The organism is Halomonas eurihalina, assembly GCF_008274785.1.
Classification (GTDB): Bacteria; Pseudomonadota; Gammaproteobacteria; order Pseudomonadales; family Halomonadaceae; genus Halomonas; species Halomonas eurihalina.
Genome location: NZ_VTPU01000025.1, coordinates 18,245 through 39,063 on the forward strand (window position 1 = coordinate 18,245; position 20,819 = coordinate 39,063).

General features: G+C 64.8%; 21 protein-coding genes. 10 read left to right on the forward strand and 11 right to left on the reverse strand.

All coding sequences use genetic code 11. The features are described from left to right. Window positions 1-24: 24 nt before the first annotated feature. The 5 genes from FZZ93_RS17195 to FZZ93_RS17215 all read right to left on the reverse strand — a co-directional run bounded on the left by FZZ93_RS17195 (window position 25) and on the right by FZZ93_RS17215 (window position 4,861). Window positions 25-690 carry a hypothetical protein gene (locus tag FZZ93_RS17195; protein WP_149323523.1) on the reverse strand — a complete coding sequence of 222 codons (666 nt, stop codon included), beginning with the start codon at window positions 688-690 and terminating at the stop codon, window positions 25-27. Window positions 691-692: 2 nt separating this feature from the next. Next, a complete protein-coding gene (locus FZZ93_RS17200) occupies window positions 693-1,244 on the reverse strand; it encodes a hypothetical protein (RefSeq protein ID WP_149323524.1) in 552 nt (183 codons plus the stop codon). 5 nt (window positions 1,245-1,249) lie between these two features. Further along, entirely contained in the window at window positions 1,250-1,600 is a 351-nt protein-coding gene (locus FZZ93_RS17205; protein WP_149323525.1) for a hypothetical protein, read from the reverse strand. A 362-nt stretch (window positions 1,601-1,962) separates the two neighbouring features. Continuing rightward, window positions 1,963-3,387, reverse strand: coding sequence for a sigma-54 dependent transcriptional regulator (locus FZZ93_RS17210; RefSeq protein WP_149323526.1), 1,425 nt, complete (start codon window positions 3,385-3,387; stop codon window positions 1,963-1,965). 340 nt (window positions 3,388-3,727) lie between these two features. Further along, entirely contained in the window at window positions 3,728-4,861 is a 1,134-nt protein-coding gene (locus tag FZZ93_RS17215; RefSeq protein ID WP_149323527.1) for a GNAT family N-acetyltransferase, read from the reverse strand. Between the two features lie 285 nt (window positions 4,862-5,146). Between FZZ93_RS17215 and edd the strand changes: the two genes are divergently transcribed. From edd to FZZ93_RS17240, 5 genes are all read left to right on the forward strand, one after another. Then, a complete protein-coding gene (gene edd, locus FZZ93_RS17220) occupies window positions 5,147-7,033 on the forward strand; it encodes a phosphogluconate dehydratase (protein WP_149323528.1) in 1,887 nt (628 codons plus the stop codon). Window positions 7,034-7,219: 186 nt separating this feature from the next. Further along, window positions 7,220-8,188 (forward strand): glucokinase, encoded by a 969-nt coding sequence (gene glk, locus FZZ93_RS17225; RefSeq protein ID WP_149323529.1) that lies wholly within the window; start codon window positions 7,220-7,222, stop codon window positions 8,186-8,188. Window positions 8,189-8,204: 16 nt separating this feature from the next. After that, complete coding sequence (locus tag FZZ93_RS17230; RefSeq protein ID WP_149323530.1) at window positions 8,205-9,203, forward strand: aldose epimerase family protein; 999 nt, start codon at window positions 8,205-8,207, stop codon at window positions 9,201-9,203. 2 nt (window positions 9,204-9,205) lie between these two features. Then, window positions 9,206-10,081 (forward strand): aldo/keto reductase, encoded by an 876-nt coding sequence (locus FZZ93_RS17235; RefSeq protein ID WP_149323531.1) that lies wholly within the window; start codon window positions 9,206-9,208, stop codon window positions 10,079-10,081. A 42-nt stretch (window positions 10,082-10,123) separates the two neighbouring features. After that, window positions 10,124-11,074 carry a carbohydrate kinase family protein gene (locus FZZ93_RS17240; RefSeq protein ID WP_149323532.1) on the forward strand — a complete coding sequence of 317 codons (951 nt, stop codon included), beginning with the start codon at window positions 10,124-10,126 and terminating at the stop codon, window positions 11,072-11,074. A gap of 170 nt (window positions 11,075-11,244) precedes the next feature. Here the strand turns inward: FZZ93_RS17240 and FZZ93_RS17245 are convergent, their stop codons facing one another. Genes FZZ93_RS17245 through zwf form a run of 3 tightly spaced genes read right to left on the reverse strand, consistent with a single transcriptional unit; the run spans window position 11,245 to window position 14,132 of the window. Beyond that, entirely contained in the window at window positions 11,245-11,907 is a 663-nt protein-coding gene (locus FZZ93_RS17245; RefSeq protein WP_149323533.1) for a bifunctional 4-hydroxy-2-oxoglutarate aldolase/2-dehydro-3-deoxy-phosphogluconate aldolase, read from the reverse strand. A gap of 37 nt (window positions 11,908-11,944) precedes the next feature. Continuing rightward, entirely contained in the window at window positions 11,945-12,619 is a 675-nt protein-coding gene (gene pgl / locus FZZ93_RS17250) for a 6-phosphogluconolactonase (RefSeq protein ID WP_149323534.1), read from the reverse strand. Window position 12,620: 1 nt separating this feature from the next. Next, the gene (gene zwf, locus FZZ93_RS17255) at window positions 12,621-14,132 is read right to left on the reverse strand and encodes a glucose-6-phosphate dehydrogenase (protein WP_149323535.1); all 1,512 of its coding nucleotides are present in this window, start codon (window positions 14,130-14,132) and stop codon (window positions 12,621-12,623) included. A gap of 234 nt (window positions 14,133-14,366) precedes the next feature. Between zwf and FZZ93_RS17260 the strand changes: the two genes are divergently transcribed. The 4 genes from FZZ93_RS17260 (at window position 14,367) to FZZ93_RS17275 (ending at window position 18,410) form a co-directional block, all read left to right on the forward strand. Beyond that, window positions 14,367-15,224 carry a MurR/RpiR family transcriptional regulator gene (locus FZZ93_RS17260; RefSeq protein WP_149323536.1) on the forward strand — a complete coding sequence of 286 codons (858 nt, stop codon included), beginning with the start codon at window positions 14,367-14,369 and terminating at the stop codon, window positions 15,222-15,224. 66 nt (window positions 15,225-15,290) lie between these two features. Continuing rightward, window positions 15,291-16,148 (forward strand): putative selenate ABC transporter substrate-binding protein, encoded by an 858-nt coding sequence (locus FZZ93_RS17265; protein ID WP_149323537.1) that lies wholly within the window; start codon window positions 15,291-15,293, stop codon window positions 16,146-16,148. Between the two features lies 1 nt (window position 16,149). Beyond that, window positions 16,150-16,896 carry an ATP-binding cassette domain-containing protein gene (locus tag FZZ93_RS17270; protein WP_149323538.1) on the forward strand — a complete coding sequence of 249 codons (747 nt, stop codon included), beginning with the start codon at window positions 16,150-16,152 and terminating at the stop codon, window positions 16,894-16,896. Continuing rightward, window positions 16,893-18,410, forward strand: a complete 1,518-nt coding sequence (locus FZZ93_RS17275) for a PhnE/PtxC family ABC transporter permease (protein WP_187774566.1) — start codon at window positions 16,893-16,895, stop codon at window positions 18,408-18,410. The genes FZZ93_RS17270 and FZZ93_RS17275 overlap by 4 nt, the downstream gene beginning before the upstream one ends. Here FZZ93_RS17275 and FZZ93_RS17280 read toward each other — a convergent pair. Then, window positions 18,407-18,766, reverse strand: a complete 360-nt coding sequence (locus tag FZZ93_RS17280) for a RidA family protein (RefSeq protein ID WP_149323539.1) — start codon at window positions 18,764-18,766, stop codon at window positions 18,407-18,409. The two genes, FZZ93_RS17275 and FZZ93_RS17280, sit on opposite strands and share 4 nt — an antisense overlap. A 221-nt stretch (window positions 18,767-18,987) precedes the next feature. Further along, the gene (locus tag FZZ93_RS17285; RefSeq protein ID WP_149323540.1) at window positions 18,988-19,329 is read right to left on the reverse strand and encodes a TraR/DksA family transcriptional regulator; all 342 of its coding nucleotides are present in this window, start codon (window positions 19,327-19,329) and stop codon (window positions 18,988-18,990) included. 136 nt (window positions 19,330-19,465) lie between these two features. Between FZZ93_RS17285 and FZZ93_RS17290 the strand changes: the two genes are divergently transcribed. Then, window positions 19,466-20,659, forward strand: a complete 1,194-nt coding sequence (locus tag FZZ93_RS17290; RefSeq protein WP_149323541.1) for an MFS transporter — start codon at window positions 19,466-19,468, stop codon at window positions 20,657-20,659. 10 nt (window positions 20,660-20,669) lie between these two features. On the opposite strand, the gene FZZ93_RS17295 is transcribed toward FZZ93_RS17290, so the two are convergent. Then, window positions 20,670-20,819: universal stress protein (locus tag FZZ93_RS17295; RefSeq protein ID WP_149323542.1), on the reverse strand; the 150-nt coding region annotated here is incomplete at its 5' end.

The window sequence follows — 20,819 nt, forward strand, 5'->3', positions numbered from 1 at the left end:
TGCATTTTTGCTTCTTGATTTACGCTACTGCCCCAGCGCCATGTTCATGCGAAAACTGTTGCGTGTAGCGTTCCCCGTACCAGCTGACTGGTTGACCTGAATCACTCCGCGGGCACCACCGAAGGTCGTGTTTTCTATCTCGACCCTGCGACTGGTATCCTCGGCGGAATCATCACCGCCACCGTTCAGCCCCTGCTGACTTGCCAGCACCCGTTGCAGGTTCCTGTCATCCAGGCTGCTGACGTTGATGCCCAGAGCCATGCCGAATGCATTGCTCTGCACATTTCCTTGGCCCGCCGCCTGATTGATCGACATCCAGCCGCTCGCCTGACGGAAGGCCTTGTCCTGTATCTGCACGTTGTCCTGCAGGCTGGTCAGGCTGTCGTCGATACGCGCCTGCTGAACCAGTTGACCGGACGTGCTGGACGCTCTCCCGATGGATAAAGCGCCGCTGTTGGCTTGCCGATTTCCCTCCCCGGCTGCCATGTTGGTATTCGCCACGCCGCTGATATGACTCAGGGCGTCGCCTTGCAGAATCGTGCTGTTGCGTAGCCCGATGTCCTGGGCACTGGCTGTATCGAAACCCGCCATCAGCAGTCCCAGGCAAGTGGCGAAGAGTGTGTGCCGCACGAGAACTCGAGCCTTGGGAAGCCCGGCCATCGGTTGAGGTGTCGCGATGGGTCGCAGCATGATCAGCGCTCCCCTGTGAGAGGCGACAGCGCGCCTTTGATGGTGCCGGCAAGACCCGAGGTAATACCGACCACGCCACCACCTGCCGAGCCGCCACCAAGGCTACCCGCAGCCTGCCCGGACCTGACCTGAGCGGCGTTCGAGCGCCCCGATACATCCGTCCCCAGGGCCCGATGCAACTGGGGCATTCCCAGGCTATTGCCACTGCTGATCCCCGCCGCCCGTGCATCAGTCAAGGCCACGGCCCTGACGCCGGAAAGCTGGCGTTGCGTCTCATGCGTAACCGTCTCATTGAGCTCGGTATTGCGGCGCAGATCCGCCCGGGCCCTGATCGGCCCGCCGACACGGTCCGACTGGCCAAAGGCCGCCGGCTCGACCTCGCGCAGGATGATCACCTCGCCAGGCCGGACCCCGGGGCGCAGATTCTGCTGCCCCTGGGCCTCCTCGACTCCCATGCCCACCAGCATTGCCGCGACCATGCCGACTGCCCCCAGCACGATTCGCCCCCTCACGACACTGACGGTGCTATTTGTTGCCATCCCCTGCGTTGTCATGTCGTTCACCTGTTGTTGTCTCGTTGACTCATGGTGTGGTTACGTTGCAGGTTGCCGGCGCCTTCCATCAGTTGTGCCTGCCCGCCACGATCGACGCCTCCCGCATCGTGTCCGGGACGTTCGTCCCAGAGGATGACCTGCCCCGCGCGCCGCACTTGCCATTCCGGCGTATAGCGCCCCTGGATCCCATCGAGTGCTTCGTTCGTCAGCGCCACCTGTTGCACGGACGCCGACCGCTCGAATACCTCGGGTACTTCCGGGCCACGCTGTTCGGCCGCAGCGCTCGATGCCAAGCCCAGCCCCGCGAGGACGGCATACCGCCATAGCCAGCACGTCTTGCGAACTCGATGAGTCATGGTGGTGTCCTCGCATCAGCCAGGGGCCAGCATCGTTTCCCATTGAATAAAGCAAGGAGCATGCCAACCCTGTTTTTTCTTTATTTACAAAGGGTTATAAAAACCATGCAGCGAGCATGCGGCGAGAAAGTGTTAACCCCGTGAAACATTCCAGGCTCGAGATGTCGCCCTGGACCGGGGAACTCTTATCAATGCCTTGTTGAATCAACGCATTACGATAAGTGTTAGGGGGCTGAAACAATGGCGGGTACGAAACAGCAGCGCGGAACACAACACACGACGCCCGCCGGAGAAGTGGCGGGCATCAGACGTGATCGGAGGATGGGGATTTGACGTGAGAAGCGGCGAATGCCCGGTATGGACTACGGGTGTGCCGGGGAGGTTGACGTCCCGAGTCCACTTGCCGATTCCCCCGGTGAGCGGGGAATACCATGCTTGTTGAGCAATCGATACATCGTGACGCGCGACACACCGAGTTCGTCGGCGGCGGGATGAATTCGATACTTGTTGCGCGCCAGGGCTGCCAGCAGGGAATCGCGCTCGGCACGCTCTCTCGCTTGCTCCAGCGTCAGCACATGACGATGGATACGGCGGCGCTCGATGCCCAGGTCCTCGGGCTGAATCAGTCGCCCTTCGCACATCACCATGGCGCGTCTCACCCGATTGATCAGTTCACGGACATTGCCCGGCCAGGCGTATTGCTGCATCACGGCGAGCGACTCTCTGGAAAAGCCTTTCAGGCATGCCGGCTTGTCGCCAGCAAAACGCTTGAAGAAGAAGTTGGCCAGAATCTCGATATCTTCGGGATGCTCCCGCAATGCAGGCACCGTGATCTGCAGGACATTGAGTCGGTGGTAAAGATCTTCACGAAAGCGCCCATCGTCGACGGCCTTGGCGAGATCGACATGGGTAGCAGCAAGAATCCGCACATCCACGCTGATCTCGTTCAGTCCGCCGACACGTTGCAAGCGTCGCGTCTCGAGAAAGCGCAGCAGGTTGACCTGGAGTTCCAGAGGCAAGTCGCCGATCTCGTCGAGAAACAGCGTGCCTCCACTCGCGGCCTCGATACGCCCGATCTTGCGTTGTCCGGCTCCTGTGAAGGCCCCCTTCTCGTGGCCGAACAGCTCGGATTGAATCAGGTTATCGGGCAAAGCCCCGCAGTTGATCGCATGGAAGGGCCCGGCCGCCCTGGGAGAACGTTCGTGAATCGCCTGGGCGGTCAGTTCCTTGCCGGTACCCGACTCGCCATGAATGCAGACGGAAGCATCCACTGCCGCAATCTTGCGAATCGTCTTGAACAACTGCCACATGGCCGGCGTGGTGCCGACCATTTCATACTCGCCCGAATCCGCCCCCGCCTCGGTCGCAGCCTGCTGCTGAGACTCGCTTTCCCGGCGTTGCAGGCGCATCAGGTCGGTCGCCATCCATAACAACCCATCGATCCGGTCGGCATCCACGGGCTGCATCGCATAACCCAGGCAAAGATTAATGATCAGCCGGCGCGTATCGCCATCGGCCAATCCCGACTCGTCCACCAGGCCGACCCATGGGCAACGGCTCTTGATCATCGAGGCCTCGAGCCGCCGCAGCTCATCGGATGACAGGGCATCGAGCGCAACGAGCCCTACTTCGTTCTCCGCGACATGTTCATGACAGCAACAGGAACCGGATGACTCGAAAATACTGCCGTTGCGTACCTGCCAGCCTCGTTGTCGCAATGTATCGCCAAGTGACGCATCCCCGCCACTGTCCCTGCAAAACAGCCTCACACTTGCTGGAGACTCCATCGATCACCCCTCCCCGCGAGCCGGGCGAATCATGAGGCACTTCCACTCGCTGTCGGATATGCCTCGTAGAGCGTCAGGAATGCACTTCGCCAATGCCATTGCGTGAAAATTGTCACATTGCGACGCGATAAACCCGCCGTACAGGTCCTGACTTATTGTTATTTATCGTTTGCCCGCCTTGTGGCTCAGCGTCTCGACCGCCACGACGTGCGGCGATTCACCACGTATCGTCGTGGCCAAGTGACATGTCACTGGTTTTCTAGACCACGTGGAACGCACTTGCCACCCATGCGGAGCAAACTCATGTTCATACTAGCCCTTGTACCGCAGTCACCATTGTTTAAATTTTAAACGGCAGTGCCCGCGCGGCGGCATCATGGTAAGCCGCCACGTGAGAGCTTTCCTCATCGCAGAAGCGCGCCACACCATCGCGCAGACGCGGGTCCACGATATGGTGCAGCGATGTCAGGCGGCGCGGCGCGAACCCTCGCGTCAGCTTGTGTTCACCCTGGGTACCGGGATCGAACAGGGTCAGCCCCGTCGCCAGGCAATGCTCGATGCCCTGGTAATAGCACGCTTCGAAATGCAGGCCATCGGCCATCACCTCGCTGCCCCAGTAGCGTCCGTAAAGCGTCCGGGCCCCCTGCAAGCACAGTGCCGCCGCCACCGGGCGCCCCGCCAGGCGAGCCTGGATCAGCAACAAGGATTCAGGCAGGTCGCGGTGCAAACGCTCGAAGAAACTCTCATCGAGATAACCACGCTGCCCGCGTTCCAGGTAGGTAAGCTGATAGCAGCGAAAGAAGTGCGCGAGATCCTCGTCACCGATCTCGTCTCCCTGGAGACGATGCAGGGTCAGCCCCTGTTCGGCGATGCGCCGACGTTCCCGCCGAATGGCCTTGCGCCGCTTGGAGGTCAGGGTCGCCAGGAAGCCATCGAAGTCGCCGAATCCGCGATCCCGCCACTGGAACTGGACACCATGACGGGGAATCAACTCGGGACACGCCTGTCGCCAGGCATCGACCTCGGCCTGCTCGGCGAACAGTAGGTGCCAGCTCGAGACCTCCCCCGCCTCCCAGGACTCGGCCAGCAAGCGACGCGCCTGCTGCGGATCGACGTCCTCGGCCAGCAGCAGACGAGGCCCCGGCGCTGGCGTGAAGGGAATGGCGCTGAGCGCCTTGGGATAGTAACGTCCCCCGGCACGCTCCCAGGCATCGGCCCAGGCCCAGTCGAAAACATACTCGCCGAAGGAGTGATACTTGAGATAATGCGGCAGGGCACCGACCAACTCATCCCCGTGCCATAAGGTCAAATGACGCGGCACCCAGCCGGTATCGGCGGCCACGGCCCCGGTATCCTCGAGGGCAGACAGGAACTCATGGCGCAGGAATGGATAGTCATCGCCGACCAGGGCATTCCAGGACGCCGGTGAGATCGCCCCGATGGGCGACGGCATTCCAAGGCGTAATCGAGTCATCGTATCTCCATACCGATGGGCGAGCCGGCTGACAAGCAACCAACGCAACGCCTACATTGTGCGTAGCCCTACCCGACTCTCGCCACCTCGCGCACCCCGCGACGATGCGACGACCCGGGCGTCAGCCACCGACCACTGAGGAAAGGGCTCAACGCCTCATCCTTTTGGGTAAAATAATTACAAAATTCACCCCAAAGGCCCTATCATGGCCGAGTAACTGGTAGGATTTTTGTTAAATTTACCAAAATTCTTAACCATCCTCTTATAACGCTGCAGAGGTGTTCCATGGCCCAAGCCCCCACGCCCCTCAACGCCACCATCCAGCAGGTAACCGAGCGTATCCGTGAGCGCTCGAGTGAGCGCCGCGCCCTCTACGAGCGGCGCATGGATGACCAGCACCGCCGCGGCGTGCACCGTGCCGAGCTCTCCTGCGGCAACCTGGCCCACGGCTTCGCCGCCTGCGGCACCGAGGACAAGAATTCGCTGAAGATGCTGAACAGTGCCAACCTGGGCATCATCTCCGCCTACAACGACATGCTCTCCGCCCATCAGCCGCTGGAGACCTTCCCCGAGACAATCAAGTCCGCCGCCCGCGCGATGGGCTCCACCGCTCAGTTCGCCGGCGGCGTCCCGGCCATGTGCGACGGCGTGACCCAGGGCCAGCCGGGCATGGAGCTGTCGCTGTTCTCCCGCGACGTCATCGCCATGGCCACCGCCGTCGGCTTGTCTCACAACATGTTCGACGCTGCCCTGTATCTGGGCGTGTGCGACAAGATCGTCCCGGGACTGTTCATCGCCGCGGCACGCTTCGGCCACCTGCCGGCGATGTTCGTGCCCGCCGGCCCCATGCCCAGCGGCCTGCCCAATAAGGAGAAGGCGCGCATCCGCCAGCTGTTCGCCGAGGGCAAGGCGAGCCGCGAAGACCTGCTGGAGGCGGAGTCCGAGTCCTATCACAGCCCCGGCACCTGCACCTTCTACGGCACCGCCAACTCCAACCAGTTGATGATGGAGATGATGGGGCTGCACCTGCCGGGCACCTCCTTCGTCAATCCGGGCACCGAAATGCGCGAGGCGCTGACCCGCTTCGCCACCGAACAGGCGATCCGCAACACCGAACCCGGCGGTGACTATCGCCCCTTCTACCGGCAGATCGACGAGCGCGCCATCGTCAACGCCGTGGTCGGCCTGCTGGCTTCCGGCGGCTCCACCAATCATACCCTGCACCTGGTGGCCATGGCCGCGGCGGCGGGCCTCACCCTGACCTGGGAAGATTTCACCGACCTCTCGGCGGTGACGCCCAGCCTGATGAAGGTCTATCCCAACGGCCAGGCCGACATCAACCACTTTCAGGCCGCCGGTGGCATGAGCTACCTGTTCCGCGAGCTGATCGGCGCCGGCCTGATCCACACCGACATCCCCTCGGTGTTCGGCACCGACATGACCGCCTACACCCAGGAACCCTTCCTCGAAGACGGCAAGCTGATCTGGCGCGAAGGCCCGGAGCAGAGCCTGGATGAAGACGTCCTGCGCCCGGTTGCCAATCCCTTCACCCCCACTGGCGGCCTCACCGTGCTCGACGGCAACCTGGGGCGCGGCGTGATCAAGGTCTCGGCGGTCGACGAAGAGCATCGCCTCGTGGAAGCGCCGGTCAAGATCTTCGAGGACCAGAACGAACTCAAGGCGGCCTTCGAGGCCGGCGAGCTGGACCGCGACGTCATCGCCGTGGTGCGCTTCCAGGGGCCCAAGGCCAACGGCATGCCCGAGCTGCACAAGCTGACGCCCTACCTGGGCGTGCTGCAGGACCGCGGCTACAAGGTGGCGCTCGTCACCGACGGACGCATGTCCGGTGCCTCCGGCAAGGTGCCGGCGGCCATTCACATGAGTCCCGAAGCACTGGACGGCGGCCCGCTCGCCAAGCTACGCGACGGCGACATCGTGCGCCTGGATACCAACGCCGGCACACTGGAAGCCAAGGTCGACGCCCACACCTGGGCCGATCGCGAGAAGCACGTCGCCGAGCTTGACCACTACCATGTGGGGCTCGGTCGCGAGCTGTTCTCCGGCTTCCGCCACCTGGCCATGCGCGGCGAAGAGGGCGCTGGGGTCTTCGGCGGCTTCGAGGCCGACGACCTGGCCCGGCAACAAGGACAGATCCACGACGAAGACGCCTGAGACGCCCCATGACCCGACCCGCTCTGATCGGCGGATCTTGTGAAGCGCGGCGGCACCAGGCCCCGCTCGTGCGACTGCTTGACGATACGAGTTCACCATGACCCGACCCGCGCTTATCGGCGGACCTTGTGAAGAGCGGCGGCACCAGGCCCCGCTCATGCGACTGCTTGACGATACGAGTTCACCATGACCCGACCCGCGCTTATCGGTGATATCGGCGGCACCAACGCCCGTTTCGCGTTGGTGACGCCGGGCGCCTTCGCGCCCCACGACATCCATAGCCTGCCCTGTGCCGACTATCCCGGCATCGTCGAGGCAGCTCGCGATTACCTGACCCGCGTCGGCGCCACCGGCGACCAGGCCCCTCGCGAGGCCTGCCTGGCCTTCGCCTGCCCGGTGCATGACGAACGCGTGGTGATGACCAACAACCACTGGGACTTCACCAAGACGGCCGTGCGCGAGGCACTGGGCCTCGACCTGTTCAAGGTCATTAATGACTTCATGGCCCAGGCCCTCGGCGTACCCCACGTCGCCGACGACGAACTGGTCAGCCTGCAGGAAGGCACGACAGCCCCGCACGCCACGCGCCTGGTGATCGGCCCTGGCACCGGCCTCGGCGTGGCCGGGGTCTTCCCCGGCCGCCACGCCTGGATCCCGCTGCCCACCGAAGGCGGGCACGTGACCTTTGCCCCCACCGACGAGCGCGAGCAGAACCTGCTGCGCCACTTCCGCAACCGCTATGGCCGCATCTCGGTGGAACGCCTGCTCTGCGGCCAGGGGCTGGCGGATCTGTATACCGCCCATTGCTCGCTGAAGGGTACCCACCCGCGCTACCAGAAGCCCGCCGAGGTCACGGAAGCAGCCGGCAGCGGTGACCCGGTGGCACGTGATACCCTGCTGCGTTTCCTGAAGATCCTCGGCGACGTCAGCGGCGACGCCGCGCTCACCATGGGCGCACGTGGTGGTGTCTACCTGTGCGGTGGAATACTGCCCCGCCTGCTGGACTGGCTGCCGGAGAGCCTCTTCCTGGAGGCCTTCGCCAACAAGGGCCGGATGAGCGACTACACCGCGGAGATCCCGGTGCATGTGGTCACCGCCCCCTGGACGGGCCTGCTGGGCGCCGCCGAGGCTCTGCACAATCCAGAGGTCGAATGACCCTCGAGGAGGTCACATGATTCCCAAAACGCTGCGCGCCCTGCTGGATGCCACCCAAGGCCAACGTCGCGCCGAATGGGCCGGCCGCGAAATCTGGTTGGCCAACGAAGCCTGGGGCGAACTCGTCGTGTCGCTCCAGGGGGCCCAGGTGCTGCACTATCTACCAGCGCCCGAAGCCGCGCAAGCTGAAGGCTCTTTACCAGCGCCCGAAGCCGCGCAAGCTGAAGGCTCTTTACCAGCACCCGAAGCCGCGGCAAGCGAAAACGCGCTACCGGCCGAAACGCCGGAAGGCATGGCGGCCGGTGGCTGGTTGTGGGTAACGCCCACGCCCCAGGAACTGCCCGGCGCGATCCGCGGCGGTATCCCGCTGTGCTGGCCCTGGTTCGCCGATGAACACACCGCCGACGAATCTCCCGACCGCTCGGGTCCCATGCACGGCCCGGCGCGCAAGGCTGACTGGCGCCTCGATGCCGTGGACGAGCACGAGGAAGGCGTGGAGCTGCACCTCAGCCCGCTCGAGCGCCTGCACACCCAACTCGTGCCCCGCGCGGTGATCCAGGCCAACGCCCAGCGCCTGCACGTCGAACTGATCACCGAGCATACCGGCGAGACCCCGGTGAAGATCACCGGCGCCCTGCACAGTTATCTCGCTGTGAACGACGCCTTCGCCTGTCGCGTCGAAGGTCTGAGGGGCGCCCGCTATCTCGACAAGCTCCAGGACTTCTCCGAGAGCGAACAGCAAGGCGAGCTCGGCGTGCGCAGCGGCATCGACCGCATCTATCACAGCAACGAAGAGACCGTGCTCGACGACGGCCACCGACGCCTGCGCATCGCCCGCCAGGGCAGCGACTCCGTGGTGGTGTGGAATCCCGGCGATGCACCACCCGACGACACCTCACTGGCCGCCGCGCGGCGTTTCCTGTGCGTCGAATCGGCCAATACCCGGCTCGACCCGGTGTGGCTGGTGCCCGGCGCCCATCACCTGCTGGGCACGACGCTGTCGCGAGCGAGCTGAGCATGTCGACCCTCGGCACTTTCGACTCCCCTTTCGCCCTGGGCATGATGAACCTGCTCGAGGCGCCTGGGCTGCAGCGTCCAGCGGCACTCGCCGACTGGATAGAAGCACGCCTGGATCAGGGACTCCACTGGTTCGATCACGCTGACATCTATGGCGATCGCCGCTGTGAGATGCTGTTCGGCGATGCCCTGCGCGTCCGCCCCGGCCTTGCCGCACGTCTTCGAGTAGTGACCAAGACCGGCATCGTCACGCCCGAACGAGACGCCTTGCGCTTCGGCATCAAGCACTACGACAGTTCGCCGGCCCACATCACGGCGGCCATTGACGCCGCCCTCGGGCGCCTGGGCGTCGAGCGGATCGATCACTTCCTGCTGCATCGCCCCGACCCATGGATGGCGTCGGAGGCCACCGCCAGGGCTCTGGACGAGGCCATCGACGCCGGCAAGATCGGTGCCGCAGGCGTCTCCAATTTCCTCCCCGAGGCCTGGCGACGCCTCCAGGCCGCCATGCGACGCCCGCTGCAAGTGCATCAATTCCAGCTCTCGCTGACGCACAACGCGCCCCTGTTCGACGGTCTTTACGATGCTGTGATCGGCGATGGCCAACGCCCCATGGCCTGGTCGCCGCTGGGCGGTGGAGCCTGCCTGTCGGGCCCGATCGGCAAGCAACTCGAGACACTGGCCACGGAGTGCAATGCATCACCGGCCGGGCTCGCCCTGGCCTGGCTGCGCGCCCTGCCCGGCCAGCCCTTGCCAGTCATCGGGAGCCTGCGCGAGCAACGCATCGCCCAACTACTCGACGATGCCGACCAGGTTCTGGATCGCCCAACCTGGTACGCCCTTCTCGAGACTGCTCGGGGCCATGAGGTCGCCTGAACGTCAATACCCAACAATCACAAGCCAAGAGGGATACACCCGATGCACCGACTGATCGCCTTCGGCGAGGCCCTGGTCGACATGCTCTCCAGTCGATTGGGCGACACCCAAGCGGGACCGGAAACCTTCACGCCCTACGCCGGCGGCGCCCCGGCCAACGTCGCCGTGGCCTGCGCGCGGCTCGGCTTGCCGAGCCAGTTTCTCGGCATGCTCGGCGAGGACTACTTCGGCGACTTCCTGGCCGACGAGCTGGCCACCCACGGCGTCGACGTCTCCGGCATACGGCGTACCCGCGAGGCGCGCACGGCACTGGCCTTCGTCTCGCGCGATGCTCATGGCGAGCGCACCTTCGACTTCTATCGCCCACCCGCTGCCGACCTGTTGTATCGCCTCGACCACCTGCCCGCCGGTGTATTCAGCGAGCCAGCCCTGCTCCACCTGTGCAGCAACAGCCTGACCGAACCGGACATCGCCGACACCACCCTGGCCATGGCCGACATGGCCCGCCGCGCCAGCTGCCTGGTCAGCGTCGACGCCAACCTGCGCCACAACCTCTGGGCAAGCGGCACGGCGGACATCAGCCTGGTCACTCAGCTACTGGATAGCGCCGACCTGCTCAAGCTCTCCAGCGATGAGCTCGCTTACCTGCGTGCCGATCACCCCGAGGATGACTGGCTCGCCCAACGCCTGGCCGCCGGGGTACGCCTGATCGTGGTCACGGATGGCCCAGGGCCGGTAGCCGCCTACACCGCCCAGGGCATGACATCCATGACACCGCCGAAGGTGGAAGCCGTGGATACCACCGCCGGCGGCGACGCCTTCATCGGAGGCCTGCTCGCCGCTCTGGCCGAGCACGACTGGCAAGCGGATGGTTGGCAATACGACACCGACTTCCTCAACCGCGCCCTTGAGCTAGCCTGCCGCTGCGGCGCCCATGCGGTGACACGCCCCGGTGCCTACGCGGCCCTGCCCACCCGCGACGACATGAATTGACCAGGCGATGCCTGTGACAGCGTAGTGCCAAGCAGGAAGCAGGAAGCAGGAAGCAGGAAGCAGGAAACCGTAACGCCAAACAAAAAAAGCCGGCCCTGTGGGCCGGCGAGAAAGAGACAGCGCCAGGCTGTCGAGAGAGATCATGAAACCACGATCCGCATCATCGCGGTTCAGTGGTGAAAACGTTGCGCCGCTTCCTTGGCCAGTTCGCGAATACTGTTCCAGTCCTCGGCTTCGACCAGCGGAGCCGGCGTCAGCCAGGACCCCCCCACGCACATCACGTTGTTGAGCGCCAGGTAATCATCGGCGTTGTCCAGGGTGATGCCACCGGTGGGGCAGAAACGCGCCTCGGGAATCGGCCCGGCAAAGGCCTTGAGCGCCTTGACGCCGCCACTGGCTTCAGCCGGGAAGAACTTGAAGCGGCGATAGCCGAACTGCCAGCCGATCATCAGTTCGGACACGGTGGCCACGCCGGGCAGCATCGGCACCGGGCTGCTCACGCCATGGCGATACAGCGCCTCGGTGGTCCCCGGCGTCACCACGAAATCGGCACCGACCTGCTCGGCCTGACGATACTGGGCGGGCGTCAGCACGGTCCCGATGCCAACGCTGGCCTGGGGAAGCGCCTCCTTGATACGTTGCGTGGCTTCCAGAGCGCAGTCGGTGCGCAGGGTAACCTCGAGTACGCTCAGTCCCCCTTCGACCAGTGCCTTCGCCAGCGGCACGGCATCTTCCACACGGCGGATGGCCAGCACCGGAATCACCTCGGCCTTGAGGCAGATGCTGTCGAGTTCGGTGGTCCGCGTGGATGGCAGTTGCTTGTCGATGGTCATGTAATTCTCCGTGATGCGGGGCCGGTGACGGGATGATTCAAGGGGCCCAGTAGATACCCAGCGGGCTGGCTAGAAAGGCACGGATCGGCAGCGCCCGGGTGTCATCGCCGGCGAGCGCCTTGCCCAGCACGTCGCGCTTTGCCTCACCAGTGATGTGCAGAAAGTGTCGGTATGCCTGGTGCAACCTGTCGGCACTCAGGCTGATGCGGGGCTGCGGCTGGCTGGGCGTGCGCACCGCCACCACCGGCTCGTCGGTGGACAGCGCCAGGTCCAGCTCGCGGCTGTCAGGAAACAGCGAGGCGGTATGGCCGTCGCCGCCCATGCCCAACACCACGGCACTGGCCGGCCAGGCCAGGCCGCTGATGCGTTCGGCCACCTCGGCCACACCTTGCTCGGGTGTGGCAGCGTCGCTGGTCAGGGGCACGAAACGCGCTTGACTCGCTTCGCCCTGCAGAAGGTGCTCGCGTACCAGCCGTGCATTGCTGTCGTCATCGCTCTCCGACACCCAACGCTCATCGGCCAGAGTCACCTCGACGCGCGACCAGGGCAGCGGCATGTCCGCCAGGGCGCGCAGGAAAGGCACCGGGGTCGAGCCGCCGGATATCACCAGGAGCACGCTTTCCCGCTCCGCCAGGTCAGACCTCAAGGCCTCGCCCACGGCTTCGGCGAGTTGGCGCGAGAGTCGTTCGCGTGGAGCCTGCTCGAGTGTCATGTCAGTAATCCTCATACCAGCTACGGCCATCCTGGGTGATCATGGCGATCGAGGCCACGGGCCCCCAGGAACCGGCGGGGTAACGCCGAGGCATCTCGTCTCGATTCCGCCAAGCATTGATCAGGCTGTCGCACCAGTGCCAGGCATGCTCGACCTCGTCGCGACGCACGAACAGATATTGCTGTCCCTTCATCACCTCCAACAGAAGACGCTCGTAGGCATCGGGAATCCGCGTCTTGGCGAAGGCGCTGTTGAAATCCAGGTGCAGCGGCCCGGGACGCAGCCGCATGCCCTTGTCCAGCCCGCTGTCCTTGGTCAGCACCTGAAGGGCGATCCCCTCGTCCGGTTGCAGGCGAATCACCAGCTTGTTGGAAGCCAGGGCGCGCTGGTCGGGGTCGAAGATATAGTGCGGCTGCTGGCGGAAGTGAATGACAATCTGCGAGAGCTTCTCGGGCATGCGCTTGCCGGTGCGCAGGTAGAAGGGCACGCCGGCCCAGCGCCAGTTGGACACCTCGGTCTTCATCGCCACGAAGGTCTCGGTATGGCTCTCGGTATTGGCATCGGCCTCCTCGAGATAGCCCGGCACGCTGACACCATCGCTGGTGCCGGCGATATACTGGCCACGCACCACATCGCGCCCCAGCATGTCGTCGGTGAACGGCTTGAGCGCCTTGAGTACCTTGACCTTCTCGTCGCGAATGGCATCGGCATCGAGGTTGGCGGGCGGGTCCATGGCGATGAGGCAGATCAACTGCAACAGGTGGTTCTGCACCATGTCGCGCAGTTGGCCGGCCTGGTCGAAGTAGCCCCAGCGCCCTTCGATGCCGACCTTCTCGGCCACAGTGATCTCAACATGGGAAATGTGGTTCTGGTTCCACTGAGTACCGAACAACGGATTGGCAAAACGCAGTGCGATCAGGTTCTGGACAGTTTCCTTGCCCAGGTAATGATCGATGCGATAGATGCGGGACTCGGGGAAGACTGCGCCGATGGCGTCATTGATCTCGGCGGAGGACGTCAAGTCATAGCCGATGGGCTTCTCGACCACCACGCGACTGCGCTCATCGAGGCTGCCGCTGTCCTGGAGGTGACGGCAGATATCGCCATACAGGCTGGCGCCTACCGCCAGGTAGATGGCCATGGGACGTTCGCCGGCATCCTGACGCCATTCGCGAATTCCCGCGTAACCTTCAGGCTGGGTGGCATCCAGGCAGCGATAGTCGAGCCGGTCCAGGAAGCGCTTGAGCGATGCACGATCCAACTCCTCGCTGGGGACGTACTGCTTGAGTGCCGACTCCACGCGGGACTTGAAGCTATCGAGGTTCTCCTCCTGGCGTGCCACGCCAAGCAGCCGGGTGCTCGTGGCCAGCAGGTTTTCCCGCTCGAGATGATATAGCGCGGGGTACAGCTTGCGCTGCGACAGATCGCCCAGCGCACCGAACAGCACGAAATCGACTTCCGTTCCGGCAGCGTCGGAAGACCGCGCCGACCGGGACCGCGTGTCTTGACTCATGTCCGCCCCCATCTGGTTAACTTAGCAAAATACTAGCGCAAACGAGCGCCAGTCACCAAAAATATTCTGTAAAATTACTACTAAAGACAAAGCGCTCATCGCTCATTCAGTGCCCCACTATGGCCTCCTCCGGCACTCCCGCGCTAGGATACCGACCAGAATGTAGTTAAATCACCACCTGGGAAGTGCCGCCAGTCCAGGCATCGGCCCGCCATCATGGAGACTCCCCTGCCCATGGTCAGTCACGATCTGCTGGACCGCATCCGCCGTCGCCTCGATGAGCTCAACCGCTCCGAGCGCAAGGTCGCCGACGTCATCCTCGCCGATCCCGGCGCCGCCACCAGCATGAGCATCGCCAGTCTGGCGCATGCCGCCTCGGTCAGCGAGCCCACGGTCAACCGGTTCTGCCGCAGTTTCGATGCCAAGGGCTATCCCGACTTCAAGATCAAGCTGGCACAGAGCCTCGCCGGCGGAACGCCCTATGTCAGCCAGGCGGTGGAACCCGGCGATAGCGCCGAGGGCTACACCAGCAAGATCTTCGGCGCCACCATCGCTGCCCTCGACCTGGCCCGGCGCGAGACCGATTCGGCGCGAGTCGAACGCGTCGTCGACTACCTCACCCAGGCCAAGCAATTGCACTTCTTCGGCCTCGGTGCCTCCGGGGCCGTGGCCCAGGATGCCCAGCACAAATTCTTCCGCTTCAATATTCCCGTCTCGGCCTATATCGATGTGCTGATGCAACGCATGGTAGCCGCCGCCTGCCATACCGGCGATGTCGTGGTCGTGCTCTCCTACACGGGACGCACCCGCGAGCTGGTCGACATCGCCGCCCAGGCCCGTGAAAACGGCGCCATCGTGCTGGGCATCACCGACCCTAACTCGCCGTTGGCCGACCAATGCACCGAGATCCTGGCGGTCAGCGCCCCGGAAGATACCGACCACTACATGCCGATGACCTCGCGCATGATCCAACTGGCACTGATCGACGTCCTGGCTACCGGCGTCACCCTGCGACGCGGCGAGGACTTCCTGCCGCACCTGAAGAAGATCAAGGACAGCCTGAAGGAAACGCGCTACCCGGTATCGCGTTGAGGAGCGCTTGCCAAGTTGCCGGCGAGCCACAACAATGGCGGCCTCTTTCCCTTCAGGAGACCGCCGATGCGCTGGATCGCCGCCACCGCCGCTGCCCTCGCCCTGCTCGCCCAAGGGGCGCAGGCCGAGGAGACCTTCCGCTTCACCGCCATTCCCGATGAGGACCAGTCACGCCTGGTCGAACGCTTCTCGAAGGTCGCCGACTATCTCGAGGAGCAACTGGACGTCGAGGTGGAATACGTGCCGGTGAAGTCCTATGGCGCCGCGGTCACGGCCTTTCGCAACGATCAGGTGCAACTGGCCTGGTTCGGCGGCCTCTCCGGCGTTCAGGCACGCCGCCTGGTGCCGGATTCTCGGGCGCTCGCCCAGGGCAGGGAAGATGCCGAATTCAAGAGCTACTTCATCGCTCACCGGTCCACCGGCCTGGAACCCGCCGATGAGCTGCCGAGCGACATCAATGAGCTGAGCTTCACCTTCGGCTCCAAGACCTCGACCTCCGGCCGGCTGATGCCGGAACACTTCCTGCGCCAGCGCTTCGAGGAGTCACCCGAGGCGATCTTCTCGCGGGTCGGTTTTTCCGGTGACCATTCGCGCACCATCGCCCTGGTCGAGTCCGGCACCTACGAGCTCGGCGCCGTCAATTACGCCGTCTGGGAGGCCGCCGTCGAGGACGAGCGCGTCGATACCGACAAGGTCGAGGTGATCTGGTCGACACCCAGCTACCCGGACTACCAGTGGACCCTGCGCGGCGATGCCGATGAGCGTTTCGGCGAGGGCTTCGGCGACCGGGTTCGCGATGCCCTGCTGGCGATGGACGACCCCGAACTGCTCGAGAGCTTCCCGCGTTCGGCCTTCATCCCTGCGGACAACGACATGTACGCGCCCATCGAGCAGGTGGCGGAATCGCTCGGCCTGCTGCGCTGACATGCCGGAACGTCACGCCCCGCTCCTGGCCTTGGAAGGCATCGACCTCGGCCACGGCGACCAGGTGGTGCTGCCGCGCCTGAGCCTGACCCTGCGCCCTGGCGAGCGCGTCGCCCTGCTCGGCCCCAGCGGCGCCGGCAAATCGACGCTGCTGGCAGCGCTGCGCGCCCGGCTGGGCGATGACGTTGCCTGGTGCCCGCAACATCATGGCCTGGTGCCGGGGCTGGCGGTGTATCACAACATCTACATGGGGCGTCTGGCCGAACATTCGGCCCTCGCCAACCTGTGGAACCTGGTGCGCCCGTTGCGCGAGCCCTGGCGAGAAATCGCCGAACTCTGCGAGCAACTTGGCATCGCCGAGCTGATGCGGCGTCCGGTGGGGCGGCTGTCCGGCGGCCAGCGCCAGCGCACCGCCATCGGCCGCGCTCTCTACCAGCGACGCCGCCTGTTCCTCGGCGACGAGCCGGTGGCCAGCGTCGACCCTCACCAGGCGCTTCGCCTGCTTTCATTGATCGATGCGCAGCACGACACCTGCGTCATCGCCCTGCATCAACGCGAACTGGCACTGTCCCATTTCGACCGGGTCTGGGGGCTGCGGGATGGCCGTCTGGTGCTCGACGCGCCGGCCGACGAACTGAGCCTCGACGATCTGGATGCACTCTATCCCGACGCCGAAACGCCGGTGCGTTCCGACCAACAGGAGACACCGGCGACGCGCCCGCTGCCCTGCTACCGGGGGCGCGTGTGAGCTCGAGCGCCACCCCGCCCGCTCGTCCGCGCTGGCTCACCGGCAACGCCCTGGGGCCTCGCCTGGCCCGCCATACCCTGACGCTGGTGGCACTGGCGCTGCTCCTGCTGCCCCTGGCGGACCTGTCAGTGATCACCCGGGAACCATGGACGGAACTCGCGCGCATGGTCCAGGGGCTCGCCTGGCCGGCCTGGGGCGCCGTGGAATCGCCCTTTCATGCCCTGGGCCTGACCATCGCGGTCGCCCTCTGGGGCACACTGGCCGGGGTGGTGCTCGGCTTTCCCCTGGCATTGCTATTCGCCCGGTCGCGCCTGGTGCGCGCCGGCTGTGCCTTCCTGCGCGCCATTCACGAGCTGTTCTGGGCTTTGCTGTTCCTGCAGGTGTTCGGGCTCTCGGCCCTCACCGCCCTGGCCGCCCTGGCCATTCCCTACGCCGGCATCTTCGCCAAGGTCTATGCCGAGATTCTCGAACAGACACCCCGGGCGCCCGGCGATGCCCTGCCTCCCGGGGTCGGTCGGCTCGTCCGCTTCGCCTATACCGAGTTACCGCTGGCCTGGCCACGACTGGCCGCCTATACCCGCTACCGCTTCGAGTGCGGCCTGCGCGCCAGCGTGCTGCTGGGCTTCGTCGGCCTGCCGACCCTGGGGTTCCAGCTCGAGACCGCCTTCCGCGAGGGCCGCTACCACGAGGCCGGCGCCCTGCTCTGGCTGTTCTATCTACTGATCGCCAGTCTGCCTTGGTGGAGCCACCGGCGATTGTTGCCGGTGCTCGCCATCGGTGGCGCCTTGTTGCTCGGCCCCTGGCCGTCGGTGGACGGCGCCTTACTGTGGCGCTTCGTCAGCCAGGATATCTGGCCCCGCCCGCTGCTCGAAGGCGACTGGCCTGGGCTCGTCACCTGGCTGACGCGGATCCCCGACCTGGCTCCGGCCATCGGTAACACCCTGCTGCTCGGCCTGCTCGGGACGGTGGGCAGCCTGCTGGTGGCACTGGTCATGTGGCCCTGGGCCAGCCGCCACTTCGGCAATCGCGTCTCGCGGCTGGCGAGCAAGGGGCTACTGGTGCTGCTGCGTTCCACGCCGGAGCTGATGCTGGCGTTCATCTTCCTGCTGCTGCTGGGCCCCTCGATGCTGCCGGCCTGGCTGGCACTGGCCCTGCACAACGGCGCCCTGATCGCCTTTCTCATCGCACGTCATGCCGACAGCCTGACGCCCGGCATGGCCAACCTGCCCGCCTCAGGGCGCCTGGCCTACGAACTACTGCCGCGCCTCTACCCGAGCCTGCTGGCACTGCTCTACTACCGCGCCGAGGTGATCCTGCGCGAAACGGCGATACTCGGCATGCTGGGCGTGGCCACCCTGGGCTACTACATCGACGAGAACTTCCAGTACCTGATGTTCGACATCGCCTGCTTCCTGCTGCTGGTGACCGCCGCTCTCAATATCGCCGTGGACGCGCTGTCGCGACGCTTCAGGCCGAAGGAAGCTCCACTGGACGTGCCCGGGATGGATGCTTAGGCCTTTACCAGGGCGGTGACGGTAATCTCCACCTTCAACTCATCGGCGGGCATCGGCGCGCAGACACAGGTGCGAGCCGGGGCGTGGCCTTCAGGCACCCAGGCGTCCCAGACGGCGTTCATGGCGGCGAAGTCGCCGCCATCCTTGAGATAGATGGTGGCCGAGAGCAGGTGCTCGCGGTCGGAGCCGATCTCGGCGAGCAGGGCATCGACGCGGGCCAGCATGCTTTCGGTCTGGGCGGTGATGTCACCATGGCGCGCCTCGGGACCGGCTACCTGGCCGCACAGGTAGGCGACGCTGTTGTGGATGACGGCGCGACTCATGCGTGCCTTGGTGTCGTGGCGTTGAATGCTCATTCAGGTTTCTCCTGGATAAAGTGGGTCGAGGCGGCATATTACCCTAAGCACTGCCTGAAAGTGTCTACGCTCGGCTATACGACGTTGAAAATCAGCTCAAAATGCTCATTTACTCCATGTAAACTCCGCGTTTTCGCAGATTTTCGCCTTGTCTAACCTTCGCTCGTCGACTTTCCAGACAGCGCTTGGAAAAGCACGAACAAGCAGCGCATATCACCCGCTCAATCGGCACAGTCGATGCATTTCAATACCAGCGGATCCCAGTTCAGGCGCTTGGCGCCGATCCACTCGCCGCACTCGATGCACTCGCCATATTCGCCGCGTTCGATGCGTGCGAAGGCAGCGGTTATCCGCCGCAAGGCCAATTGCCGCCGCTCTTCTTCGGCCTTGGCCATGGCCTGGCCCTGCAGGGCATCCATACGCGACAGGCGCCCCACCGAGGTCTGATCCAGCATCACGGTATCGCGCGAGTCCTGACTGGCTTCGCTCTGTGCCTGCAGATCGGCTCTCAGTTCATGCAGCCGTGCCTGGACGGCCTCTATATCCAGTTCGGGGTGATTCATGATGTCCTCCAGGCGCTGACGGGATAGCGCCCAACCTCTCGATGTATGAATGATATCCTGTGGGGCTTCGGGGACGAATCTTTCATCGTGCCATTTCACCTTCGATAGCGCATGCGTCGTTTCAGGGAGGAACGTCATGGGGTACCGCACCCTGCTCCGCGAGCATCGGGGCCTGCTGGCCATCGCCTTTCTGGCCATGTTCTCTTCCAGCCTGGGCCAGAGTTTCTTCGTCGGCCTCTTCCAGGCGCCGATCTCCGAGCGCCTGGGGCTCAGCGCAGGCCAGTTCGGCACCGCCTATTCGCTGGTCACCCTGGTTGCCGGCTTCGCCATGCTGCGCTTCGGTCCCAGTATCGACTGGATAGCGCCACGGCGGTTCGCGCTGACGGTCTTCGCCGCCTTGCTGCTAGGTGTGCTGCTGCTGACGTTGTCGCCCTGGTGGGGCCTCGGGCTGCTCGGCCTCGGCCTGGTGCGGCTATGCGGGCAGGGCATGATGTCCCACCTGGGCAATACCCTGGCCGGGCGCGAGTTCACCACCATGCGCGGCCGGGCCCTGGGGCTGGTGGGGATGGGCATCATGCTCGGCGAGACCGTGCTGCCTCCGGTGATGGCGGCCCTGCTGGTGTGGCTCGGCTGGCGCGAGCTGTGGTGGCTGTTCTGCCTGCTGTTGGCCGGTCTGTGGATCCCGCTGCTGTGGCGCGGCAACTGGCCAGCTGCCCCGGGCAAGCGCCCGAGCCGCACTCGACGTCGTGATGGCCCGCGCCCCTTTCGTGAGCGGCGTTTTTGGCAACTGCTGCCCTTGCTGATGATTCTGCCGGTCACCATGACGGGACTGTTCATCTACCAGGCGCGCATGACCGAGGATCTGGGCAGCAGTCTGGCTGTCTACGCCCTGGCGCTGACCGGCATGGGGCTCGCCAAGCTGCCCGGTGCGCTGCTCGGCGGGCGCTGGGTCGATCGTCTGGGCCCGGCGAGGGTGGCACGGCTCTATCTTCTGCCCTATGTGGCGGCACTGCTGGTCGCCATCCTGCACGGGGGAGACGCGGGCATCTGGGCGCTGATGGTCGGCGGCGGACTCGCCATGGGAGCCCAAGAGTCCATTGCCACCAGCCTACTGGTACGCATCTGGGGCGCCGAGCACCTGGGCACGCTGCGCTCGACGCTCAGCGCCTGCATGGTCTTCTCCACCGGCATCGCGCCCGCCATCCTCGGCGTGGCCCTGGACCTCGGCGCCTCCTTTACCAGCGTGCTGATCGGCATGCTGTGCCTGCTGGCCGGCGGCTGGGGAATCGCCCAGCCGATACTGGCCACACCGGAAGCCCGGGGCGCCTGACGCTCGTCGACTAACGCAGCAGCAATACGGGAACCTCGGCCCGCTGCAGCATGACCGTGGTGGTGCTGCCCACCAGCAGATGTCGAATACGGGAATGGCCGTAGGCCCCCATCACCAGCAGGTCGATGTTCTGTTCTTCCTGGTAGGCGTGCAGGGTCGG

What these genes read in the sequence shown, in the direction of transcription:
- FZZ93_RS17195 (WP_149323523.1), bottom strand. Translation starts at nt 690, where the DNA reads ATGCTGCGACCCATCGCGACACCTCAACCGATGGCCGGGCTTCCCAAG.
- FZZ93_RS17200 (WP_149323524.1), bottom strand. Translation starts at nt 1,244, where the DNA reads ATGACAACGCAGGGGATGGCAACAAATAGCACCGTCAGTGTCGTGAGG.
- FZZ93_RS17205 (WP_149323525.1), bottom strand. Translation starts at nt 1,600, where the DNA reads ATGACTCATCGAGTTCGCAAGACGTGCTGGCTATGGCGGTATGCCGTC.
- FZZ93_RS17210 (WP_149323526.1), bottom strand. Translation starts at nt 3,387, where the DNA reads ATGGAGTCTCCAGCAAGTGTGAGGCTGTTTTGCAGGGACAGTGGCGGG.
- FZZ93_RS17215 (WP_149323527.1), bottom strand. Translation starts at nt 4,861, where the DNA reads ATGACTCGATTACGCCTTGGAATGCCGTCGCCCATCGGGGCGATCTCA.
- edd (WP_149323528.1), top strand. Translation starts at nt 5,147, where the DNA reads ATGGCCCAAGCCCCCACGCCCCTCAACGCCACCATCCAGCAGGTAACC.
- glk (WP_149323529.1), top strand. Translation starts at nt 7,220, where the DNA reads ATGACCCGACCCGCGCTTATCGGTGATATCGGCGGCACCAACGCCCGT.
- FZZ93_RS17230 (WP_149323530.1), top strand. Translation starts at nt 8,205, where the DNA reads ATGATTCCCAAAACGCTGCGCGCCCTGCTGGATGCCACCCAAGGCCAA.
- FZZ93_RS17235 (WP_149323531.1), top strand. Translation starts at nt 9,206, where the DNA reads ATGTCGACCCTCGGCACTTTCGACTCCCCTTTCGCCCTGGGCATGATG.
- FZZ93_RS17240 (WP_149323532.1), top strand. Translation starts at nt 10,124, where the DNA reads ATGCACCGACTGATCGCCTTCGGCGAGGCCCTGGTCGACATGCTCTCC.
- FZZ93_RS17245 (WP_149323533.1), bottom strand. Translation starts at nt 11,907, where the DNA reads ATGACCATCGACAAGCAACTGCCATCCACGCGGACCACCGAACTCGAC.
- pgl (WP_149323534.1), bottom strand. Translation starts at nt 12,619, where the DNA reads ATGACACTCGAGCAGGCTCCACGCGAACGACTCTCGCGCCAACTCGCC.
- zwf (WP_149323535.1), bottom strand. Translation starts at nt 14,132, where the DNA reads ATGAGTCAAGACACGCGGTCCCGGTCGGCGCGGTCTTCCGACGCTGCC.
- FZZ93_RS17260 (WP_149323536.1), top strand. Translation starts at nt 14,367, where the DNA reads ATGGTCAGTCACGATCTGCTGGACCGCATCCGCCGTCGCCTCGATGAG.
- FZZ93_RS17265 (WP_149323537.1), top strand. Translation starts at nt 15,291, where the DNA reads ATGCGCTGGATCGCCGCCACCGCCGCTGCCCTCGCCCTGCTCGCCCAA.
- FZZ93_RS17270 (WP_149323538.1), top strand. Translation starts at nt 16,150, where the DNA reads ATGCCGGAACGTCACGCCCCGCTCCTGGCCTTGGAAGGCATCGACCTC.
- FZZ93_RS17280 (WP_149323539.1), bottom strand. Translation starts at nt 18,766, where the DNA reads ATGAGCATTCAACGCCACGACACCAAGGCACGCATGAGTCGCGCCGTC.
- FZZ93_RS17285 (WP_149323540.1), bottom strand. Translation starts at nt 19,329, where the DNA reads ATGAATCACCCCGAACTGGATATAGAGGCCGTCCAGGCACGGCTGCAT.
- FZZ93_RS17290 (WP_149323541.1), top strand. Translation starts at nt 19,466, where the DNA reads ATGGGGTACCGCACCCTGCTCCGCGAGCATCGGGGCCTGCTGGCCATC.